This window comes from Collinsella aerofaciens (assembly GCF_020709435.1).
GTDB classification, from domain to species: Bacteria; Actinomycetota; Coriobacteriia; order Coriobacteriales; family Coriobacteriaceae; genus Collinsella; species Collinsella aerofaciens_AU.
In genome coordinates this window covers 106713-126140 of record NZ_JAJFDP010000004.1, presented here as the reverse complement: position 1 = coordinate 126140, position 19428 = coordinate 106713, and the positions used below count along the sequence as shown (strand labels likewise).

15 protein-coding genes are annotated in these 19428 nt (G+C 61.5%); 5 read left to right on the top strand and 10 right to left on the bottom strand.

Going from position 1 to position 19428, the window contains the following annotated elements; genetic code table 11:
* Positions 1 to 7: 7 nt before the first annotated feature.
* The 3 genes from LK493_RS04385 to LK493_RS04375 form a co-directional block, all read right to left on the bottom strand.
* On the bottom strand, positions 8 to 889 hold the full coding sequence (locus LK493_RS04385; protein WP_117582912.1) for a branched-chain amino acid ABC transporter permease: 882 nt from the start codon (positions 887 to 889) through the stop codon (positions 8 to 10).
* A gap of 139 nt (positions 890 to 1028) precedes the next feature.
* Positions 1029 to 2216, bottom strand: a complete 1188-nt coding sequence (locus LK493_RS04380) for an ABC transporter substrate-binding protein (RefSeq protein WP_117855262.1) — start codon at positions 2214 to 2216, stop codon at positions 1029 to 1031.
* Between the two features lie 271 nt (positions 2217 to 2487).
* Positions 2488 to 3654 (bottom strand): ABC transporter substrate-binding protein, encoded by a 1167-nt coding sequence (locus LK493_RS04375; RefSeq protein WP_227790253.1) that lies wholly within the window; start codon positions 3652 to 3654, stop codon positions 2488 to 2490.
* Between the two features lie 250 nt (positions 3655 to 3904).
* On the opposite strand from LK493_RS04375, the gene LK493_RS04370 reads away from it, so the two are divergent.
* Positions 3905 to 5248: a homoserine dehydrogenase gene (locus LK493_RS04370; RefSeq protein ID WP_195919453.1), complete on the top strand. Its 1344-nt coding sequence runs from the start codon at positions 3905 to 3907 to the stop codon at positions 5246 to 5248.
* A 214-nt stretch (positions 5249 to 5462) separates the two neighbouring features.
* Positions 5463 to 6212, top strand: a complete 750-nt coding sequence (locus LK493_RS04365) for an SDR family NAD(P)-dependent oxidoreductase (RefSeq protein ID WP_138340724.1) — start codon at positions 5463 to 5465, stop codon at positions 6210 to 6212.
* A gap of 122 nt (positions 6213 to 6334) precedes the next feature.
* Here LK493_RS04365 and LK493_RS04360 read toward each other — a convergent pair whose 3' ends face one another.
* The gene (locus LK493_RS04360; protein WP_227790252.1) at positions 6335 to 7897 is read right to left on the bottom strand and encodes a cation:proton antiporter; all 1563 of its coding nucleotides are present in this window, start codon (positions 7895 to 7897) and stop codon (positions 6335 to 6337) included.
* A gap of 184 nt (positions 7898 to 8081) precedes the next feature.
* Between LK493_RS04360 and LK493_RS04355 the strand changes: the two genes are divergently transcribed.
* Both LK493_RS04355 and LK493_RS04350 read left to right on the top strand, forming a co-directional pair.
* Positions 8082 to 11828, top strand: a complete 3747-nt coding sequence (locus LK493_RS04355) for a phosphoribosylformylglycinamidine synthase (RefSeq protein ID WP_227790251.1) — start codon at positions 8082 to 8084, stop codon at positions 11826 to 11828.
* A gap of 100 nt (positions 11829 to 11928) precedes the next feature.
* Positions 11929 to 12864, top strand: coding sequence for a DMT family transporter (locus LK493_RS04350; RefSeq protein ID WP_227790250.1), 936 nt, complete (start codon positions 11929 to 11931; stop codon positions 12862 to 12864).
* A 99-nt stretch (positions 12865 to 12963) separates the two neighbouring features.
* On the opposite strand, the gene LK493_RS10290 is transcribed toward LK493_RS04350, so the two are convergent.
* The 4 genes from LK493_RS10290 to LK493_RS04330 all read right to left on the bottom strand — a co-directional run bounded on the left by LK493_RS10290 (position 12964) and on the right by LK493_RS04330 (position 16437).
* Positions 12964 to 14106: a GGDEF domain-containing protein gene (locus LK493_RS10290; RefSeq protein ID WP_227790249.1), complete on the bottom strand. Its 1143-nt coding sequence runs from the start codon at positions 14104 to 14106 to the stop codon at positions 12964 to 12966.
* Between the two features lie 188 nt (positions 14107 to 14294).
* Positions 14295 to 15317 carry a 2-keto-3-deoxygluconate permease gene (locus tag LK493_RS04340; RefSeq protein ID WP_227790248.1) on the bottom strand — a complete coding sequence of 341 codons (1023 nt, stop codon included), beginning with the start codon at positions 15315 to 15317 and terminating at the stop codon, positions 14295 to 14297.
* Between the two features lie 150 nt (positions 15318 to 15467).
* Positions 15468 to 15791 carry an AzlD domain-containing protein gene (locus LK493_RS04335; RefSeq protein WP_227790247.1) on the bottom strand — a complete coding sequence of 108 codons (324 nt, stop codon included), beginning with the start codon at positions 15789 to 15791 and terminating at the stop codon, positions 15468 to 15470.
* Positions 15781 to 16437, bottom strand: coding sequence for an AzlC family ABC transporter permease (locus tag LK493_RS04330; protein WP_227790261.1), 657 nt, complete (start codon positions 16435 to 16437; stop codon positions 15781 to 15783). Before LK493_RS04330 ends, LK493_RS04335 begins: the two co-directional genes overlap by 11 nt.
* 268 nt (positions 16438 to 16705) lie before the next feature.
* On the opposite strand from LK493_RS04330, the gene LK493_RS04325 reads away from it, so the two are divergent.
* Positions 16706 to 17410 carry an HD domain-containing protein gene (locus LK493_RS04325; RefSeq protein ID WP_321573268.1) on the top strand — a complete coding sequence of 235 codons (705 nt, stop codon included), beginning with the start codon at positions 16706 to 16708 and terminating at the stop codon, positions 17408 to 17410.
* Here the strand turns inward: LK493_RS04325 and LK493_RS04320 are convergent.
* Together LK493_RS04320 and LK493_RS04315 are read right to left on the bottom strand one after the other, a co-directional pair.
* Positions 17407 to 18612, bottom strand: coding sequence for an electron transfer flavoprotein subunit alpha (locus LK493_RS04320; RefSeq protein WP_117746257.1), 1206 nt, complete (start codon positions 18610 to 18612; stop codon positions 17407 to 17409). The two genes, LK493_RS04325 and LK493_RS04320, sit on opposite strands and share 4 nt — an antisense overlap.
* Entirely contained in the window at positions 18613 to 19428 is an 816-nt protein-coding gene (locus tag LK493_RS04315) for an electron transfer flavoprotein subunit beta/FixA family protein (RefSeq protein WP_227790246.1), read from the bottom strand.

Genomic DNA, 19428 nt, shown 5'->3' with positions numbered 1-19428 from the left:
CGCTCACCTACACCTTCTCGGGGACGTACTTGCCCAAGAGGCCGGCAGGCTTGACGAGCAGGACGATGATCAGAACACCAAAGACGATGGAGTTGGCAAGGCTCGTGGAAATGTAAGCCTGTGCCATCGCCTCGATGATGCCGATGAGAATGCCACCGACAAAGGCACCGGGGATGGAGCCGATACCGCCGAAGACGGCGGCGTCGAAGGCCTTGATGCCAGGCATGGCGCCCGTGGTGGGTTGCAGGACCGGCGAGTAGGAGCACAGGAGCACACCGGCGATGGCGGCAAGGGCGGAGCCGATGGCAAACGTCATCGAGATGGTACGGTTGACGTTGATGCCCATGAGCTGAGCGGCGGCTTTGTCCTCGGACACGGCGCGCATGGCTTTGCCCATCTTGGTCTTACCTGTAAAGAACATCAGGCCGGCCATGATAACCAGGCAGGCGACGATGGTGACGAGCGAGACGGCGCTTACATTGAACTTGGCCAAGAACTCCGGCACCTGGAAGGTGACGAGCGAAGTGAAGTTCTTGGGCGTGGCGCCCCACAGAAGCTGCGCGGCGTTCTGCAGGAAGTAAGACACGCCGATGGCCGTGATCAGAACGGCCAGCGGGCCCGCCTGACGCAGCGGCTTGTATGCCAGACCCTCGATGAGAACACCGAGAACGGTACAGACCACACAAGAGAGAATTACAGATGCCCAGCCCGGGAGGCCGAGATACGACGTGGCGCAGAACGAGACATAGGCACCGACCATGATAACGTCGCCGTGAGCGAAGTTCAGCATCTTGGCGATGCCATAGACCATGGTGTAGCCCAACGCGATGATGGCGTAGACGCTGCCCATGGACAGGCCGTTGACCAGGTATTGGATAAAGACCGTCATGTTCCACATCCCCCTTTCGAATAGGTTTCCAGTTAATGTATGAAACAGGGACGTTACACTGTCCCTAGATACCAAGCAAGCAGGGAAGGCCAAAACCTCCCCTGCTTGGGATCAAAACCGCTCTATGTAAGGCGGCTTATTAGGCCTGTACGTACTTGCCGTCGGTGATGACGTACGCCGTGGGCTCCTTCTGGACCTGGCCCTTATCGTTCCAGGTGAGCTTGCCGGTCAGACCGTCAACGGTAATCTTGAGCATAGCCTTAGGCAGCTTCTCGGCGACCTCGGTCGGGTCGGCGTCGACACCAAGACCGGCCTCCTCGAGGGCCTCGGCCACCGCGTGCACGCCGTCGTAAGCGTCGGCGGCAAACTGGTCCGGAGTCTCGCCATACTTATCCTTGTAAGCGTTGACGAAGTCGGCGTTCTTCTCGTCGTCGGCGGAGAACGGGGTCATGAGCAGCAGACCCTCGGCAAGAGAGGTGTCGAAGCCCTCAACGCCCAGGATGCCGTCCATGCCGTCGCAGCCCATCATCTTGACGTCGTAGCCCATGTCCTTGGCGTTCTTGAGCAGGACGGACGCCGGCGTGTAGTAGATCGGCGCAAAGATCATGGTAGCGCCGGCCTGCTTGGCCTTGGTGAGCTGGTTGGTAAAGCTCGTGGCGGAGTCGTCCTTAAAGGTCTCCTCGTCAACAATCTCGAGCTTGGATTTAGCGGCCTGAACCTTAAAGGAATCTGCGATGCCCGAAGAATAGGCGTCGCCGGAGTTATAGAACAGCACGAACTTCTCGTCCGCATACTTCTGCGCCAGGAACTTGGCAGCGTTGACGCCCTGGTTGGGATCGGTAAAGCAAACCTGGAAGACGCAATCCTTGCCCTTGGTGACGTCCTCGGAGGACGCGGACGGAGTGATCATGAACGTCTCGGGGTCGTTACCGCACTCGGCGGCAACGGCAACCGACGCACCCGTGGTGGTCGGGCCGACGAGGGCCTGCATGCCCCAGTCGAGCAGGGTGTTAAAGGCGTTGACGGCCTTCTCGCCGTCGGCCTGGTCATCCTCGGCCTTGCTGGCAAGCGGCAGCTCCTTGGTCGAGAAATCCTTGCAGCCAAGCTCGACACCCTGGGTAACGGACTTGCCGTAGGACGCGTTGGCGCCGGTCAGCGGGCCGATGGTGCCGATCTTAAACGAAGCGTCGCCCGAAGCGGAACCGCTGTCGCCGCCGTTGGAGGAGCAGCCGGCTAGAATGGACATCGCCCCCAGACCTGCTGCGCTCGCGATAACGCTCCTGCGATTCATAACAGGGTTCAATGACTTACCGGTGAGGCTCGACATGCGGCTCTCCTCTCAAATCTCGTCGGGTTTCGGTTACCCAACAGGCCATCCTTCGCCGTGTTCGGCGTTCGCAAAATAGTAGACGCTTTAGTTGAGAAAAGTGGCGATTATTTCAACTTTTCTTTTGTTTTGTCCGTTTATCCATAATTATGCGTATTTCTATTGGTTTATGCAGTTTAGCCACTTTATTGTGTGAAAGTAATGTTTCCGTTCTGTTACAGGCGTCCCTGCCCTGAATAAAACAGCCTCACCGGTCGCGCTTTATGCGCACTTAGGCGGCGATGTACTTGCCGCCCTGAATCACATAGGCTGTGGTGGGCTTTTCGACCTGGCCCTCGTCATTCCACGTCAGCTCGCCTGTCAGGCCCTCGATCTTGATCTTGCGCATGGCCTTGGCAAGGTCGCCGGCAATGTCGGCACCGTCGGCCGAAATGTCAATCCCCGCCCTATCGATAGCCTCGACGATTGCGTGGACGCAATCGTAAGCGTCGGCGGCAAACTGGTTGGGCGTCTCGTCGTAGGCATCCTTATAGGCCTTGACGAAGTCGGCATTCTTCTCATCGTCAGCCGAAAACGGGGTCATGAGCAGTACGCCCTCGGCAAGAGAGGTATCGAAGCCTTCCACAGAGAGCAGGCCGTCCATGCCGTCGGTACCCATGAGGGCCATGTCGTAGCCCATGTCCTTGGCGTTCTTGAGCAAAACGGACGCCGGCGTGTAGTAGATCGGCGCAAAGATGAGCGTGGCGCCGGCCTCCTTGGCCTTGGTGAGCTGGTTGGTAAAGCTTGTGGAAGAGTCGTCCTTAAAGGTCTCGGTATCGACGATGTCGAGCTTGGACGCCTTGGCCTGCTCGGCAAAAGCGTCGGCAACGCCCGAGCTATACGTATCGCCGGAGTTGTAGAACAGGGCGATCTTGGCATCCGCGTACTTCTCGGCCAAGAACTTCGCGGCGCTGGCGCCCATGGTGGGATCGGTGAAGCAAACCTGGAAAACCGTGGTCTTATCCTTGGTAGCGTCGAGCGACGAGGCCGAGGGCGTGACCATGAGCATATCGTCGGCGATCTCGCCCGAGACAGCGACGGCGGCACCGGTGGTGACGGGGCCGACGAGCGCCTGCATGCCCCAGTCGCACAAGGTATTGAAGGCGTTGATGGCCTTCTCGCCGTCAGCGACGTCGTCCTCGGACTTAAGCGAGAGCTTGAGGTCCTTGGTCGAAAAATCCTTGGCGGCGAGCTTGGCACCCTTCTCGGCCGAAACGCCATAGGTTGCCGCGGCGCCGGTCAGAGGGCCGATGACACCGATCTTGAAGGTCTTGCCGTCATCGGCGGAGCCGCCGTCCGAGCCACCCGACGAGCAACCAGCGAGTGCCGCGGTGCTACCGAACGCCGCGGCGCCAGCCAAGAAACTCCTGCGGTTAAGTACGTTGTTGATGCTAAACATGGTGTCCCCCTTTTCGCTGGCCGCGGTGCGGCCGTCTTGCGGTACAGGGCAAACCTTATGGTGCAAACGTTGACAGTTTGTTACGGAAGTTCGTTTGTAGCGAGCGTGTTTCCAATGTTTCCGCAGCGTTTCGGGGGTGGCGTTTTATGCTGCTCCCGCTGCCAGGCAAGCACGCGCCCGCACTTCACGCTAGAATGCACTCAACCTTTAAGCGGTTAATCCATCCATAAGATGCACGAAGGAGCTATCTATGAGCGAACCCCTGCGCACCGTGAACGTCGGCCTCATCGGTCTGGGAACCGTCGGCGGCGGCGTGGCCCGTCTGATCAAGAGCCACCACGATGAGTACCTGGCCGCCTACGGCATCGACCTTAAGCTGACCCGCGCCTGCGCGCTTGCCTGGGAGCAGGCCGAAGCCGCCGGTATTGAGCGCGAGGCCTTTACGAGCGACTGGCACGACGTCGTCACCGACCCCGCCGTCGATATCGTCGTCGAGCTCATCGGCGGCGAGCACCCCGCGACCGAAATCTTCACCACCGCCTTCGAGAACGGCAAGCACGTCGTCTCTGCCAACAAGGCCCTGCTGGGCCGTCATGTCGAGACGCTCGCCGAGAAGGCGCGCGCGTGCGGCGTGCAGATTAAGTGCGAGGCCAGCTGCGGCGGTGGCATCCCCATTGTCAGCACGCTCGAGCACGACCTGGTGGGCAACAAGATCCTGACCATCGCTGGCATTCTCAACGGCACCACCAACTACATCCTGTCGCGCATGGACGCCGAGGGCGCCGATTACGCTGACGTGCTCGCCGACGCCCAGGCAAAGGGCTATGCCGAGGCCGACCCGTCCGCCGACGTCGACGGCTTCGACGCCGCCAGCAAGACGGCAATCCTCGCTTCCATCGGCTTTGGCACCCGCGTGACCACCGACGATGTCTACCAGCAGGGTATCCGTACCATCGGCGCCGAGGACATTGCCCAGGCCCGCGAGCTCGGCTACACCATCAAGCTGCTGGGGATCGCACGCAACACCGACGCCGGCGTCGACGTCCGCGTGCATCCCACGCTCATCCCGGCAGACCATATGCTCGCCAAGGTCAACGGCGCCATGAACGCCGTCTACGTGGTGGGTGACGCCGTGGGCGAAACCATGTTCTACGGTGCCGGCGCAGGCTCCTTCCCCACCGCGAGCGCCGTCGTGGGCGATATCCTGTCGCTCTCCGAGCAGATCAGCCGCGGCGTGGCTCCGCTGCCCGAGATTGAGCCCTATGGTCACAACCTCGCCTTTAAGCCCATGGACGAGCTCCAGACTAAGTACTATGTGCGCCTGAAGGTCGCCGACCGCGTGGGTGCCCTGTCCGAGACGGTCGACATCTTTGCCAAGCACAACATCTCGATCTCGCTCATCAACCAGGTCGAGGACGGCAAGTCGGGCGCCAGCGATACTTGCTCGGTCATCTTCCTGACGCACCGCGCGCTCGAGAAGGACGTCCAGGCTGCCACCGCCGAGCTTGCCAGCGTCGACTGCGTAGCCGAGGTCGCCAACGTCCTGCGCATCGAGGACGTTGAGGCTTGGACCGAAGGCGTCATGGCGAACTAGCTCAACGCTCGCCTAGCAATACACGCTTTGAGGGCTCCCGTCCGATGCGGGACGGGAGCCCTTTTGTCTCCTGCCCTAAGCACAACGGCAGAGCACATTTGCGCGAGCCGCTCATCGGTAACGCGGGCTACCGTTCACCGATATGCAAACACGGCCGATTCCAGTTACGGCTACGCTGTGCTGCGAATGTCCGCCCGCGATGAGAGGAAATACCATGTTGCTCGAGGGCAAGAAAGCAATCATCACCGGAGGCACGCGCGGTATCGGCTATGCCATCGCCTGCCGTTTTATCGAGGAAGGCGCCGCCGTCACCGTCTTTGGCTCGCGTCAGGAGACCGCCGATGCGGCCGTTGAGAAGCTGACAGCCGCCTATCCCGACGCCAAGGTCTGGGGCCGCTCCTGCGACCTCACCTCACTCGAAGCCGTGACCGAGGCCTTTACCCAGGCTGCAGCCGACATGGGCGGCTTGGACACGGTCGTCAACAATGCCGGTATCTCCCAGCGTTCACCCCTCTTGGACTACACGGCCGAGGAGTTCGCAAAGGTCATGGACCTTAACGTCGTCGCCGTCTTTAATGGCCACCAAGCTGCCGCCAAGATCATGACCGAGGCCGGCCACGGCGGCACCATCACCACCACGAGCTCGATGGTTGCCAAGTACGGCCAGCCCTCTGGCGTCGGCTATCCAACGTCCAAGTTTGCCGTCAACGGCATGGTCCAGTCGCTCTCGCGCGAGCTCGCCCCCATGGGCATTCGCGTCAATGCCGTAGCACCCGGTGTAACCAAAACCGACATGGTCGCCAACCTGCCTGAAGAGGTTATTAAGCCCATCGTCGCCACCATTCCGCTGGGTCGCATGGGCGAGCCCGAGGATGTCGCCAACGCCTTTGTTTTCCTGGCGAGCGACATGTCCTCCTACGTCACGGGCGCCGTGCTCCCCGTCGACGGAGCCGCCCGCTCCTAAAGGTCGCAAGCCACAGCTTTAAACCTCAACCGAGCTCAACGCAAGAAGGCGCACTGCCTGCATCAACCGCAGGCAGCGCGCCTTCTATTATTTGGACGGAACCCGTATCCCGACATTCCTTGCTACTTGCCGTCGTCGTTCTCGGCCTCTTCGCGCGCGTAGAGCTCCAGCATGCGGCGGCGGTATTCGCGCACGGCGAGCTTAGCGCGCTCCAGGCGGCGGCGCTCACGCGGAGTCAGCTTGGACGGGTCGATCTCGTCGCCATAGGTCTTCTCGGCCAGCAAATGGGCGGCGTCCACGATACGGGCATCGATGTGTCCGCTTGCCGCCTCGGTCGAGAGGCGGTCGGCAATGGAATCAAGGGTAGGTATGCCGTCGAGCGAACGCCCATGGCCATGCGAGGTCAAAAGCTCGTGCTCTCGTGCGAGCAGGTTCGCCAGGTCGTGATGGGCGCGCAGAATATCGAGCGCGTCGGAAGGATGCTCGGCAACTTCTGCCACGGCAGCGACCGGTGCGGCGTCGACCACGCGGTAGAAGAGCTGCGCGAGCAGCGGCATCAAGAACACTGTGATGGCACCGGCGGCCACCATAACCGAGGCGACGTCTTGCGAAAGGGCGCCTGCGTTGACGGCCACACTCGTCACGGCAACGATGATCGGCAGCGCCGTAGTGCAGTACAGGGCCACGGTAATGCGGCCATACGCCGAAACGTCGCGCGTCGTGGGACAAATGCTCATAGAGACAAGGATCGGCACGGCGCGAATGATCAGCAACGCCGCGATAAAGCCCACGAGCAGACCCGGGCGCGATGCCACGGCCGTCAGGTCGATCTTTGCGCCCGACACGGTAAAGAACACCGGAATCAAAAAGCCATAGGCCAGGCCATCGAGCTTGGTCTCGAGCGTATGGTTGCCCTCGGGGATGATATAGCGCAGGACAAAGCCGGCAGCAAAAGAGCCCAACACGATGTCGAGGTCAAAGATGGCGGAAAACGCCACGAGCGTGACCAGGATGAGCACCGTCAGGCGCACGAACGTCTGCGACGTTGTGTCGGCCCGTTCCTCGACAAACGTAAAGAAGCGACTACCCACGCGCTTGGAGCGGCTCGGGACCACGGCCAACAGCACGCAGACCACAGCAAACAGGCCAAGGATCACGAGCGTCTGGATACCAGTACGAGCGGAGAGCAGCACCGACATGGCGAGCACGGGACCGAGCTCTCCCCATGTGCCATAGGCAAGGATGGAGTCGCCCACACGCGTGCCGGCGAGCGAACGCTCGCGCATGATGGGCACGAGCGTGCCGAGCGCCGTCGAAGTGAGTGCCAGCGTCACGGCGATACCGTCGAAATGGCTAACCGAGAACCACGGGGTAAAGCGCACGGCAAGCCAGGCGATGCCAAACGTGACGACCCACGTGGCCATACCGTAGCGCCCCTCGACGCCCGTGATGTTCTTGGGATCGATCTCAAAACCGGCAAGCAGGAACAAAAAGGCCAGGCCGAGCTCGGACACGAGCGAGACCTCGGCATCTACATGGATAAAGCCGAGCATATGAGGCCCCAGCACCGCGCCGAACACGAGCAAAAAGACCGTCTCGGGAACGGGTTTCCCGGGGATCGCCGAAGCGATGAAGGGGCTTGCGAAGGCCACGAGTGCGATGATGGCGAGCGAAACGAATGCCATGTGATGCCTTTCTCTTGATTGCGCTTCACTGTAGCACCCTCGCCGTCCTCAACGCGCCGCGAGCTGTCGTATCATAGTGAGGTTTACAAACATGTGGCTCAAGGCGACCGCGAGGCTTGCCCCGTTAACCGACCGCTGCCGCATACCGTACCGTACGCCCAACCGATTAGGAAGGCAGGAACCAATGGTCTCTCGTATCTACGTGGAGAAGAAACCCGGGTTCGACGTCGAGGCTCAGCAGCTCAAGGGCGAGCTGACCGAAATTCTCGGCATCAAGGGCATCGAGGCCCTGAGGATCATCAACCGCTACGACGTCGAGGGCATCGACGAGGAGCTTTTCCGCTCCTGCGTGCCGACCGTCTTTAGCGAGCCCCAGGTCGATATGACCTATGACGAGCTCCCCGCAAGCGATGGCGCCGTCTTTGCCGTCGAATTCCTGCCTGGCCAGTTTGACCAGCGCGCCGACTCCGCCAGTGAGTGCGCGCAGCTCATCAGCCAGGGCGAGCGCCCCGCCGTGCGCTCCGCCAAGGTCTATATGATCTCGGGCGCTCTGGACGAAGCCGCCATCGAAGCCATCAAGCACTACGTGGTGAACCCCGTCGAGGCCCGCATCGCCTCGCTCGACCTGCCCGAGACGCTGTACATGGAGACCCCCGAGCCCCAGCCCGTCGAAGTGCTCGACGGCTTCCGCGAGCTCGATGAGGCCGGCCTTGCCGCCTTTATTTCCGATCGCGGCCTTGCCATGGACGAGGCGGACATCGCCTTCTGCCAGCAGTACTTCCGCGATGAGGATCGCGACCCCACCATCACCGAGATCCGCGTGATCGACACCTACTGGTCCGATCACTGCCGTCACACCACCTTCGGCACCGTCCTGGATGACGTGACGATCGACGACGCCGTGGTGCAGCAGGCCTTCGACCGCTACATGGAGATGCGCCACGAGCTCGGTCGCGACGCCAAGCCCGTCTGTCTCATGGACATGGGCACCATCGGCGCCAAGTACCTCAAGAAGACCGGCGTCATGACCGATGTCGATGAGTCTGAGGAGATCAACGCCTGCACCGTCAAGGTGAAGGTCGATGTCGATGGCGAGGACCAGGACTGGCTGTTCCTCTTTAAGAACGAGACTCACAACCACCCGACCGAGATCGAGCCCTTCGGCGGTGCCGCCACCTGCGTGGGCGGCGCCATCCGCGACCCGCTCTCGGGCCGCAGCTATGTGTACCAGGCCATGCGCGTCACCGGCGCCGGCGACCCCACCGTCCCGGTTTCCGAGACGCTCGAGGGCAAGCTGCCGCAGCGCAAGCTCGTGACCACTGCCGCCGCCGGCTACTCCAGCTACGGCAACCAGATCGGCCTTGCCACCGGTCAGGTCAATGAGCTCTATCATCCCGGCTACGTGGCCAAGCGCATGGAGGTCGGCGCCGTCGTGGGCGCTACCCCGGCAAGCCACGTGCGTCGCGAGTGCCCCGCCCCCACCGACAAGATCATTCTGCTGGGCGGCCGCACCGGCCGTGACGGCATCGGCGGTGCCACCGGCTCCTCCAAGACCCAGAACACCGAGTCCATCGAAACCTCGGGCGCCGAGGTCCAGAAGGGCAACGCCCCGGTCGAGCGCAAGCTGCAGCGTCTGTTCCGCCGCGGCGACGCCTGCCGCCTGATCAAGCGCTGCAACGACTTTGGCGCCGGCGGCGTCTCGGTCGCCGTAGGCGAACTTGCCGACGGCCTGTATGTCGACCTAGACACCGTGACCAAAAAGTACGACGGCCTGGACGGCACCGAGCTCGCCATCTCCGAGTCCCAGGAGCGTATGGCCTGCGCCGTCGCCGATGGTGACGTCGAGGAGTTCATGGGCTACGCCGCCGAGGAGAACCTGGAGGCGACCGTTATCGCCGAGGTTACCGCCGAGCCGCGCATGCGCATGGCCTGGAACGGTGTCGCCATCGTCGACCTATCCCGCGAGTTCCTTAACTCCAACGGCGCGCCCAAGCACCAGGTCGCCCACGTGTGCGCCCGCAGCGTGTGGCAGCCCAGCTGGGCCGGCACCACGCTTGCCGAGCGCATGACCTCGCTTGTCACCGACCTCAACGTCGCCTCCAACAAGGGCCTTTCCGAGCGCTTCGACTCCACCATCGGTGCCGCAACCGTGCTCATGCCCTTTGGCGGCAAGACGCAGCTCACCCCGAGCTCGGCCATGGTCGCCAAGTTCCCCGTGGACGGCGAGACCACCACGGCGAGTGCCATGGCATGGGGCTTCAACCCCTACCTGATGGAAGCCGACCAGTTTGCGGGCGCCTACCTGTCCGTGGTCGAGTCCATCGCCAAGCTCGTTGCCGCCGGCTTTGAGCACAAGCGCGCCTACCTCTCCTTCCAGGAGTACTTCGAGCGTCTGCGCACCGAGGCCGAGCGCTGGGGCAAGCCCACGGCAGCCGTCCTGGGCGCCCTCATGGCCCAAGTCGACCTGGGTGCCGGCGCCATCGGTGGCAAGGATTCCATGAGCGGCTCGTTTGAGGACGAGGCCGGCGAGCTCAACGTTCCGCCGACTCTGATCAGCTTCGCCGTGGCCGTGGGCAAGGCCGCCCGCGCCGTCTCGCCCGAGTTCAAGGGCCTCACGCACCGCGTCGTCCGCATCGCCCCCGCCAGCTATGGCGAGGACTACCGCCCCGACGCTCAGCAGCTGCTCGCGGCGTTTGACGCCGTCGAGGCGCTCACTGCTACCGGCAACGCCCTGGCCATCTCCACGCCCGGCTACGGCTGCGGCGCCGAGAGCCTCTTTAAGATGTGCGTCGGTAACCAGATCGGTATCGAGCTTGCCGAGGATGTAGACGTAGAGAGCCTCTTCACCCCGCTCTACGGCAGCTTTATCGTCGAGCTCGCCGAGGACGCCGAGCTGCCCGAGGTCGCCGACGGCGTTGTCGTCGAGCCCCTGGGTACCACCGTCGAGGGCTATGTCATCGACACCGGCTCCGAGGTCATCGAGCTCGCCAAGCTCCAGGAGGCCTGGGAGAGCGGCATCGAGGGCGTCTTCGCCTACCGCAGCGCCGGCGAGACCCCCGAGGTCGAGACCATCGACTTCCGCGCCAAGGATATCCACGTGTACGGCGGCGCCAAGATCGCCCGCCCGCGCGTGATCATCCCCGTGTTCCCCGGTAACAACTGCGAGTACGACAGCGCCCGCGCCTTCCGTGCCGCCGGTGCCGAGGCCGACACCTTCGTGATCAACAACCTCACGCCCGAGGCCGTCGCCGAGAGCACCCACGAGCTCGCCCGCCGTATTCGCCAGAGCCAGATCGTCATGATCCCCGGCGGCTTCTCGGGCGGCGACGAGCCCGATGGCTCCGCCAAGTTCATCACGGCGTTCTTCCGCGCTCCCGAGGTCACCGAGGCAGTCCGCGACCTGCTCAAGGCCCGCGATGGCCTGATGCTGGGCATCTGCAACGGCTTCCAGGCCCTGATCAAGCTCGGCCTGGTGCCCTACGGCGACATCGTCGATGCCACGCCCGATGCGCCCACGTTGACGTTCAACACCATCGGTCGCCATCAGAGCCGCCTGGTGCGCACCCGCATCTCGTCCAACCTGTCCCCGTGGCTGTCGCAGTGCAGCCTGGACGACCCCTACACCGTCGCCATCAGCCACGGCGAGGGCCGCTTTGTCGCCAATGACGAAGTGCTCACCCAGCTGATCGCCAACGGCCAGGTCGCCACGCAGTACGTGGGCGAGGACGGCAAGCCCAGCATGGATCTCTCCGTCAACCCCAACGGCTCCGCACTCGCCATCGAGGGCATCACGAGCCCCGACGGCCGCGTCCTGGGCAAGATGGGTCATGCCGAGCGCCGCGGCGACAACCTGTACCGCAACGTGCCCGAGCATGTCCCCGGCGATAAGTTCATGCCGATCTTTGAGAGCGGCGTGGCCTACTTCGCCTAAACCTTTCCCATCGGGTACAATCCCTTCGGGTAACAACACCCGCCACCGACACATCCGGTGGCGGGTTCTTTTTTTGCTTCGCGCATGTAGGAAGGACATCATGGAAAGCCGCAAGCCGTATCTCGCCACCCTGCCCGGACTCATCCTGGGCTGTCTTGTTTGCTGTGCACTCTGGGGATCGGCCTTTCCCTGCATCAAGATCGGCTACGCACTCTTTGGTATCCCGGCGCACGATAGCGCTTCGCAGCTGCTCTTTGCAGGTTTACGCTTTACGCTTGCCGGCGTCCTGGTTATCGTTGGGATGAGCGCGGCCCAACGCCGCCCCCTCGTACCGCAAGCGCGCGACATCAAGCCCATCTTTGTCTTGTCGCTCTTCCAGACTATCGGGCAGTACTTCTTTTTCTACCTGGGACTCTCGCGCGCCAGTGCCATGTCGAGCTCCATCATCGAGGCCAGCGCCAACTTCCTCGCAATCCTCTTTGCCGCCCTGGCATTTCGCACCGAGAAGCTCAATACGGCCAAGGTGCTTGGCTGCGTGTTGGGCTTTGCCGGCGTCGCGCTTGTCAACCTTTCGGGCGCAGATGGCACCTTTGGCTTCACGCTCGATGGCGAGGGCTTTATCCTAGCCTCCACTGTCGCGGGCGCTCTTTCGACCTGCCTGATCGGCATCTTCTCGCGCAAGCACGACGGTGTTTTGCTTGCCGGCTGGCAGTTTTTAGTCGGCGGTCTGGTCCTCACCGCCATCGGCTTTTTGATGGGCGGCACATTGTCCCCCACCGAAGTCGCCCCCGCCATCGCGCTCATCATCTACATGGCGCTTATCTCCGCCGTCGCGTACTCGCTGTGGTCCCACCTGCTCGCCGTCAACCCCGTCAGCCGCGTGTCGGTCTTTGGCTTTATGAACCCGGTCTTTGGCGTGCTGTTGAGCGCACTGCTGCTCGGCGAGGGCGCTGGCACGAGCCCCGTTACCGTCATCGTTGCCCTGTTGTTGGTCTGCGGCGGCATCATCATCGTCAACAAACCCAAAAAAGCCTAGCGAGCTCACCTTTTTAGGGAGGGCGTTTGCACACTTTAGCTTAATGGAATACATCGATGAGCTGAGGGCCGCCACGCACGCAAGCGTGCGACCCTTTTCCTAGCGTATCTGGATGCCGGCTTTCTTTTTCTCGGCCTTGACGCGGTAGAGCTCCGCATCGGCAGCGCGAAGTAAGTCTTGCCAGGTATCAACACTATCGCCGACCCGCGCGCAACCGATGGACATCCGCAATGCATACGGCACCTCGGCATGCGCGAGCTCGTCGTTGATTGTCGCGCACAGATGCATGATATCCTGTTCCGCCGCTGCCTTTTGGAGCACCACGAACTCATCGCCACCATAACGCGCGATAAAGCCACCAGACGCCGAGCAGACCTCTTTGAGCGCAGCGGATATTACCTGAAGAGCATGGTCGCCCTCCACATGTCCATAGCGATCGTTAATCTGCTTAAAGCCGTCAGCGTCCATCATAAGCAGATATACATCTTCGGCCTGATCCACATTTGAAAAGAGCGACAGCATATAGGTCTCAAAACGGTTGCGGTTGTTGAGTCCAGTCAACGGGTCAGTCGAGATCAGTTGCTCCTGGCAGATGATATAGAGCAGCAACATGCTAATCATTATGCCGACACAAAGGCCAGGCACCGAGTATACGATCTGAAAGGTACCGCCCACCAGAGCGGGAACCGCAAAAAAGGCGAGGGTGCGATAAATGGCCTTCTTTTGCAGGCTTTCGACTTTTCGAGCCTGAATAAAGGCATGCAAGGACGTATATATGACGTAGCAGTAGCTAACGATAGGCTGAATCATATAAAGCGCTCCGCGACGATATACGCCCTGCGCATCGATATAGAACATAGCGTGCGTCCAGTAGCTGGTAAATGCCAGAACGACCACCAATGCGGTTGGCAACGTTAAAAGTACCACCCTATAGGGCGTGGTCAGGAGCCGTGAGCCCTGCATCGTCTCGGAATAGAAAAACCAAATGAGGCACGCGATGGCGAACAGCGAAAACGAAACCGCGTTGGAAATCCAGTTGGCCGTGATGCCTACAGGAGTGCTCACGCCGTCCGAGAGCGTCCAGATCATATCGAAGAAAATGTAGGCAGCAGACGTGTAGCCCAGCATGCTAAACAAAAGCTGCTGGGTGCTCGAGAACAGGGAGCGACGGCTTCGTACGGCAAGTCCGATAAGAATAATCATGCATAGCAGGAATATCTCGATCTTGAGTGCCTTTACCACTAGACGCCCTCCCTTCAATATCCAAGTGGCCAGAATCGCCCAATTCGAATCTGGGCAACAAACACCCCCTACTCCGCAGGGGTAAGGGGAATAATAGCAGAGCGACCGAACGTCACTGCAAGACAGCTCTCGTTCGGGCGCTCAAACGGCGCGAGTTGCACGCCGGAATCATTGATGGGTATCGATTGCTACTCGCCATCGATGCCGGTCGCGACAGCCTCTTCGATGGCCTCGACACCGGCAGGCGACAGGTCTTCCTTGCTCTGGCAGAACTTCTTATCGACCCAGCCGGTCAGAATCGGGGCCATGATTGCCGTGATGATGACGGCAGTGGCGATCTGCGCATACGCGGTGGGCGCAAGCTCGGCATAGCGCGGAGCGACCTCGGCGAGGGCGACTGGCGTGGTCATGGCCGTGCCGGCAATGGTGGAGCATGCCACAGCCGCCTTACCGTTGCCGCCACACAGGCGCTCGAAGGCAAAGGTAATGGGACCGACGATAAAGAGCGTGATGAGGCCCAGCAGGATGCCCGAAATGCCGCCGGTGATGAAGCTCGAAAGGCTCATGGACGCACCGAGCTGAAAACCGATGACGGCAATCGCGGGATTGGCGCCGGGGACCAGCAAGTTCTTGATAAACGGGAACAAGTTACCCAGAACCATGCCGATAACAAGCGGCAGGATGGATCCGATGATGGTGCCAATGGGAATGTTGGCAAGGCCGGAAACACCGAGGATGATCATCGTGACGGCGGGGCCGGCCGTAAAGAACAGGATACCGACGGCGCCCTGTTCGGACTCATCGCCGAACTCGCCCATGATGCCCGTATAGAGCGCCATGTTGCAAAACGTAATGCCGCCGATGATGGAAACCGAGCTCAGGCCTAAAAAGTTATCGTTAAAGAAGTACGCGACGCCCAGACCCAGCGCGGCTGCCACTACAAGCTTAGGAATCAGCACGACGATGCCGGTCTTGATGGCGCCCGGCGTGGACTTAAAGCTGATGCCGGCGCCCACAAACAGCAGGATCGTGGCGACGATGGTATTGGAGCCACCGCGGCAGGCAGCCGTAAAGAAGCCGCCGATCTCAAAAACCTGCGGGCAGAAGGTGTTGAGCAAAAGACCGACGATCATGGGATAGATCATGATGTCGCCCGGGATGCGCGGGACCTTGAATTTCTTTTGCTCGTTGGCGGTTGCTTCCTGTGCCATGAAACCCCCATTTCCGCTGACGGGGTACAAAAGCCCACGTCACGCTTTGCTACAGTAAAGTTTGACCATGGTACCAGAAGAAATAGACCAGCTCGGTGAAAAATTCTACAAGTTGGGATGGAACGAGATTCGGCGCCCGCGACGCCAGCCCTATATAAGGCTCAAGACAATATAGAGTACGATGCCCGAGACGCAGCACCACAGCATCGATTTTGTCTTGCCCGCCACGACCACGACGCCGGCGGCCGCAATCCAGGGAACCAAGGCAGGCCAGAGTCCCGCGTCGAACGCGCCGGGGCTCACCAAGTCGTTGGCGACCAGCGCGGCAAAGGCAGCGGGCGGGATATAGCCCAGGGCCTCGGTAATGCGGGGCGACAGGGTCCGCCCGCGCAAGGCGAACGCCGGCGCGATGCGAAAGAACGCGATAGCAGCCCACGACGACAGCCACAGAACCAAGAACTCGTTAACGGGCATCGCGGGCACCTCTTCCGTCAAATACTGCATCGCACGCCAACGCAATGGCAATGCCGGCCACGACGCTTGCCGGCACGGCAATATTCACGAGGCCCAAGAACTTGCATACGGCGACGGACACCGCGCTCGAAACCGCCGCGACGACGTTGCCGCGCGACAGCCGCTGCGAAAAGAGCAGGCAGATAAAGAGCGAGGTGCAGACAAAGGCTGCAACGGCGGTGGGAACATCGACAACGGCGCCGACGATGGCGCCCATCGTACACGAAACGCCCCATGTTGCGATGAGGATCACGTTGAGCACAAAGGACTCGCGCGGGCCCCAATCCTCCCCTTCAACCAACTTGGCAAGCGAGATGCCATATGCCTCCTCGGTAAGTGTCGCGGCAACAGCCAGCGTCTGACGCTTCGAGGCACCCGTCAGATGCGGCGCGATCGATGCCGAGTAAAGCGCAAAACGCGAGGAGATGGCGGCAACGCTCGCGATAATCGAAGGTGCCGGTACGCCCGCCAGCCAAAGATTGCAGATCATAAACTGGCCGCTGCCCGTCACAAACGTACTGCTTAGAGCAAAGACCATCCAGGGCTCCATTCCCGTCTGCCCCATGATCATTCCGCACGGCGCGCCTATTGCAACATAGGTAAGCATCACTGGCCAGACGGTTCTAACGATTTTGAGCACCATACGTTTCTCATCCTGACAAGGTCTCCGAGCCGCATGTAGCGACACGGCAGAATCATCATCCGGCAGCAACCGAGTTCACCTACAATTGCCACCGGATCGAAAGACACATCTTTTTAGGAAGTCATTATGACAGCTATCGATCGAGACCGGGCGCGCGGCCTTCAAAAGCTACACCGATGCCTACGACGCCACCAACCCACGCATCGCGCTCAAAATCGAGCATACGTACCACGTGGCCAAGGCATGCGATGCCGTAGCGCGCGAGCAGGGCTGGTCGTCAGAAGATATTGACCTGGCATGGCTTTGCGGCCTGCTACACGATATGGGCCGCTTTGAGCAGCTGCGACGCTGGGACACCTTTAAGGACGCCGAGAGCATGAGCCATGCGGCGCTGGGCATCGAGGTCCTCTTTGGCGAGAATCCCGCCGATGCACCCGCCGTAACGAGCATCCGCGACTTTATCGATGACCCGGCAGAAGATGAGCTCATCCGAGCGAGCATTGCCTATCACAGCGATTTCCGTCTACCCGCGCAGCTCGACGAGCGCACGCGGAGCTTCTGCGATATCGTGCGCGATGGCGACAAGATCGACATTATGCGCACCATCGCCGACAGCACTGTCGACACTATCCTCAAGGTGGACGAGAAGACGTTTCTCGGCAGCCGTTTCTCGTCGCCGACACTTGCCGCCTTTGACGAGCACCGCTGCGTCGCACGCGATGAGCGCGATGAGCCCGCCGACTTCTTGGTGGGGCTTATCTGCTTTATGTTTGAGCTCGTCTATCCAGCAAGCCGCGCGCTGGCGCGCGAACAGGGCGATATCCACCGCCTGCTCGACGCGCCCTTTGGCATTACGCGGCCCTTTACCGACCCCGCCACGCAGGCAACTTGGAGCCGCCTAAAGGACGAGATGCGCGACTGGCTGGCGCGCGCCTAGCGCTCAAGCTGGGCCAGCAGCTCCTCGACGACCTCGACGGCGTCCCCAACAACCTTGTACTGGGCAGCACCGAAAATGGGGGCATCCGGGTCCTCGTTGATGGCGATGATGCACTCCGCCCCACCGATGCCGGCAAGATGTTGGATGGCGCCCGAAACACCGATACTCACGAGAAGCCTGGGCGAAACCGATACGCCCGTCTGGCCAATCTGGTGGCGATACTCCAGCCAACCCGCCTCCACGACGGGACGCGTGCAACCAAGCTCGGCACCCAGAGCCTCGGCGAGCCTTCGCATCAACGGCAGGTTTTTCTTGGAACCAATGCCGCGACCCACCACGACCAGGCGCTCGGCATTGGCGATCGAGGGCTGCTGTCCCCACTCCTCGGCGGGAATCGAGATCTCGACACGAGCCTTAGCATCATCCGCAAGCGATATCTGGGTGATCGTGCCAGAGCGGCCGTAGTCGAAGTCGGGAGCCTTAAAGATACCGGGGCGCACCGTTGCCATCTGCGGACGGTGGTTGGGGCAAATGATGGTGGCCATCAGGTTGCCGCCAAACGCCGGACGCGTCTGTTGCAGCAGTCCCGTCTCTGTATCCATCGAAAGTACGGTGCAGTCAGCCGTAAGGCCCGTCTGCAAACGCACGGCAACGCCGGGTGCCAGTTCGCGACCAAAAGCGGTCGCACCGTATAGGATGGCCTCGGGTTTGCGTTCGGCTACCAAATCGCAGATCAAGCGGGCGTAGACCTCCGCATCGTTTTGGCGCAGGCGCTCGTCGCGACAGGCCAGGACTTCGTCGGCGCCCGCGCAAACCAGATGCTCCAGGTCCCCGAGCGAGCCCTCGGGGCTCATGCCGACCAGTGCCACCAGACGGCAGCCGCGAGCATCGGCAAGCTCGCGCCCCTTGCCCATAAGCTCATAGGCAACGGGAGTCACCGTATCGTGCTCGTCGGTCTGCACGAAGACCCAAATGTCTCGATATGCATCAAGGTCCACCGCACCAGCGGCCTCGTCACACTCGATCGAGATAGCGTTGACAGGGCAGGCGTCGACGCACCCACCGCATAGGATACAGCCGTCGGTTACGCGGGCGCATCGGTTGGGACGCTCGCCCTCCACCACAATGCCGCCCGAGGCGCAGGCGCGAACGCAGCGACCGCAGCCGATACAGGCTTTGCTATCGATAATCAGTCCGCTCATCTATGCCATCCCCTCGATGATCTTGGCAAGTTTTGCCGCCTGCTCGGACGCCGTTCCGTCAACGGCCTCGCACGTTTGGTCACGGTCGGGCACAAACGAGCGCACGACCTGTGTCGGCGACCCGGCAAGACCGCAACGCGCGGGGTCGGCGTTCACGTCGGCGGCACTGACCACGCGCACGTCCGCCTCCTCCGCCGCGCGGATACCGGCAATACTCGGCATGCGCAACTGGCCAATCTCCTTGGCAGTCGTCATCGCGCACGGCATCTCAAGGTACACCGTCTCCTCGCCGGCATCGCATCCGTGAACGAGCGCCAGCGAGCCACAGGTCGTAAAGCCCGCGCTCTGCACGCAGCTCACGTCGGTCACGCAGGGAATCTCAAAGGCACCGGCAAGCTCGGGACCAATCTGGGCCGTATCGCCATCCACCGCCATCTTGCCGCAGATGAGCAGGTCGAAGTCCTCGTCGAGCGCCTCGATGCCGCACTTGAGGGCATAGGTGGTTGCCAGGGTATCGGCACCTGCAAAGGCGCGATCGGTCAGCAGCAGCGCGTCGTCGGCGCCTCGAGCGATGCAGTCGCGCAGCAGCGACTCGGTCGCGGGGATGCCCATCGACACCACCGTCACGCGCACATCCATGCCAAAGCCGATAAAGTCGTCCTTCAGCGCCAGCGCGCATTCCAAAGCGCTCGCGTCAAAGGGATTAATGACCGCCTGTTTGCCATCGCGCACGATGGTATTGGTCTTGGGGTCCATCTTGACCTCGGTGCTTCCCGGCACGGCCTTGACGCACACCACCATATGGAAATCGCTCAT

What these genes read in the sequence shown, in the direction of transcription:
- LK493_RS04385 (WP_117582912.1), bottom strand. Translation starts at nt 889, where the DNA reads ATGACGGTCTTTATCCAATACCTGGTCAACGGCCTGTCCATGGGCAGC.
- LK493_RS04380 (WP_117855262.1), bottom strand. Translation starts at nt 2,216, where the DNA reads ATGTCGAGCCTCACCGGTAAGTCATTGAACCCTGTTATGAATCGCAGG.
- LK493_RS04375 (WP_227790253.1), bottom strand. Translation starts at nt 3,654, where the DNA reads ATGTTTAGCATCAACAACGTACTTAACCGCAGGAGTTTCTTGGCTGGC.
- LK493_RS04370 (WP_195919453.1), top strand. Translation starts at nt 3,905, where the DNA reads ATGAGCGAACCCCTGCGCACCGTGAACGTCGGCCTCATCGGTCTGGGA.
- LK493_RS04365 (WP_138340724.1), top strand. Translation starts at nt 5,463, where the DNA reads ATGTTGCTCGAGGGCAAGAAAGCAATCATCACCGGAGGCACGCGCGGT.
- LK493_RS04360 (WP_227790252.1), bottom strand. Translation starts at nt 7,897, where the DNA reads ATGGCATTCGTTTCGCTCGCCATCATCGCACTCGTGGCCTTCGCAAGC.
- LK493_RS04355 (WP_227790251.1), top strand. Translation starts at nt 8,082, where the DNA reads ATGGTCTCTCGTATCTACGTGGAGAAGAAACCCGGGTTCGACGTCGAG.
- LK493_RS04350 (WP_227790250.1), top strand. Translation starts at nt 11,929, where the DNA reads ATGGAAAGCCGCAAGCCGTATCTCGCCACCCTGCCCGGACTCATCCTG.
- LK493_RS04340 (WP_227790248.1), bottom strand. Translation starts at nt 15,317, where the DNA reads ATGGCACAGGAAGCAACCGCCAACGAGCAAAAGAAATTCAAGGTCCCG.
- LK493_RS04335 (WP_227790247.1), bottom strand. Translation starts at nt 15,791, where the DNA reads ATGCCCGTTAACGAGTTCTTGGTTCTGTGGCTGTCGTCGTGGGCTGCT.
- LK493_RS04330 (WP_227790261.1), bottom strand. Translation starts at nt 16,437, where the DNA reads ATGCTTACCTATGTTGCAATAGGCGCGCCGTGCGGAATGATCATGGGG.
- LK493_RS04320 (WP_117746257.1), bottom strand. Translation starts at nt 18,612, where the DNA reads ATGAGCGGACTGATTATCGATAGCAAAGCCTGTATCGGCTGCGGTCGC.
- LK493_RS04315 (WP_227790246.1), bottom strand. Translation starts at nt 19,428, where the DNA reads ATGAGCGATTTCCATATGGTGGTGTGCGTCAAGGCCGTGCCGGGAAGC.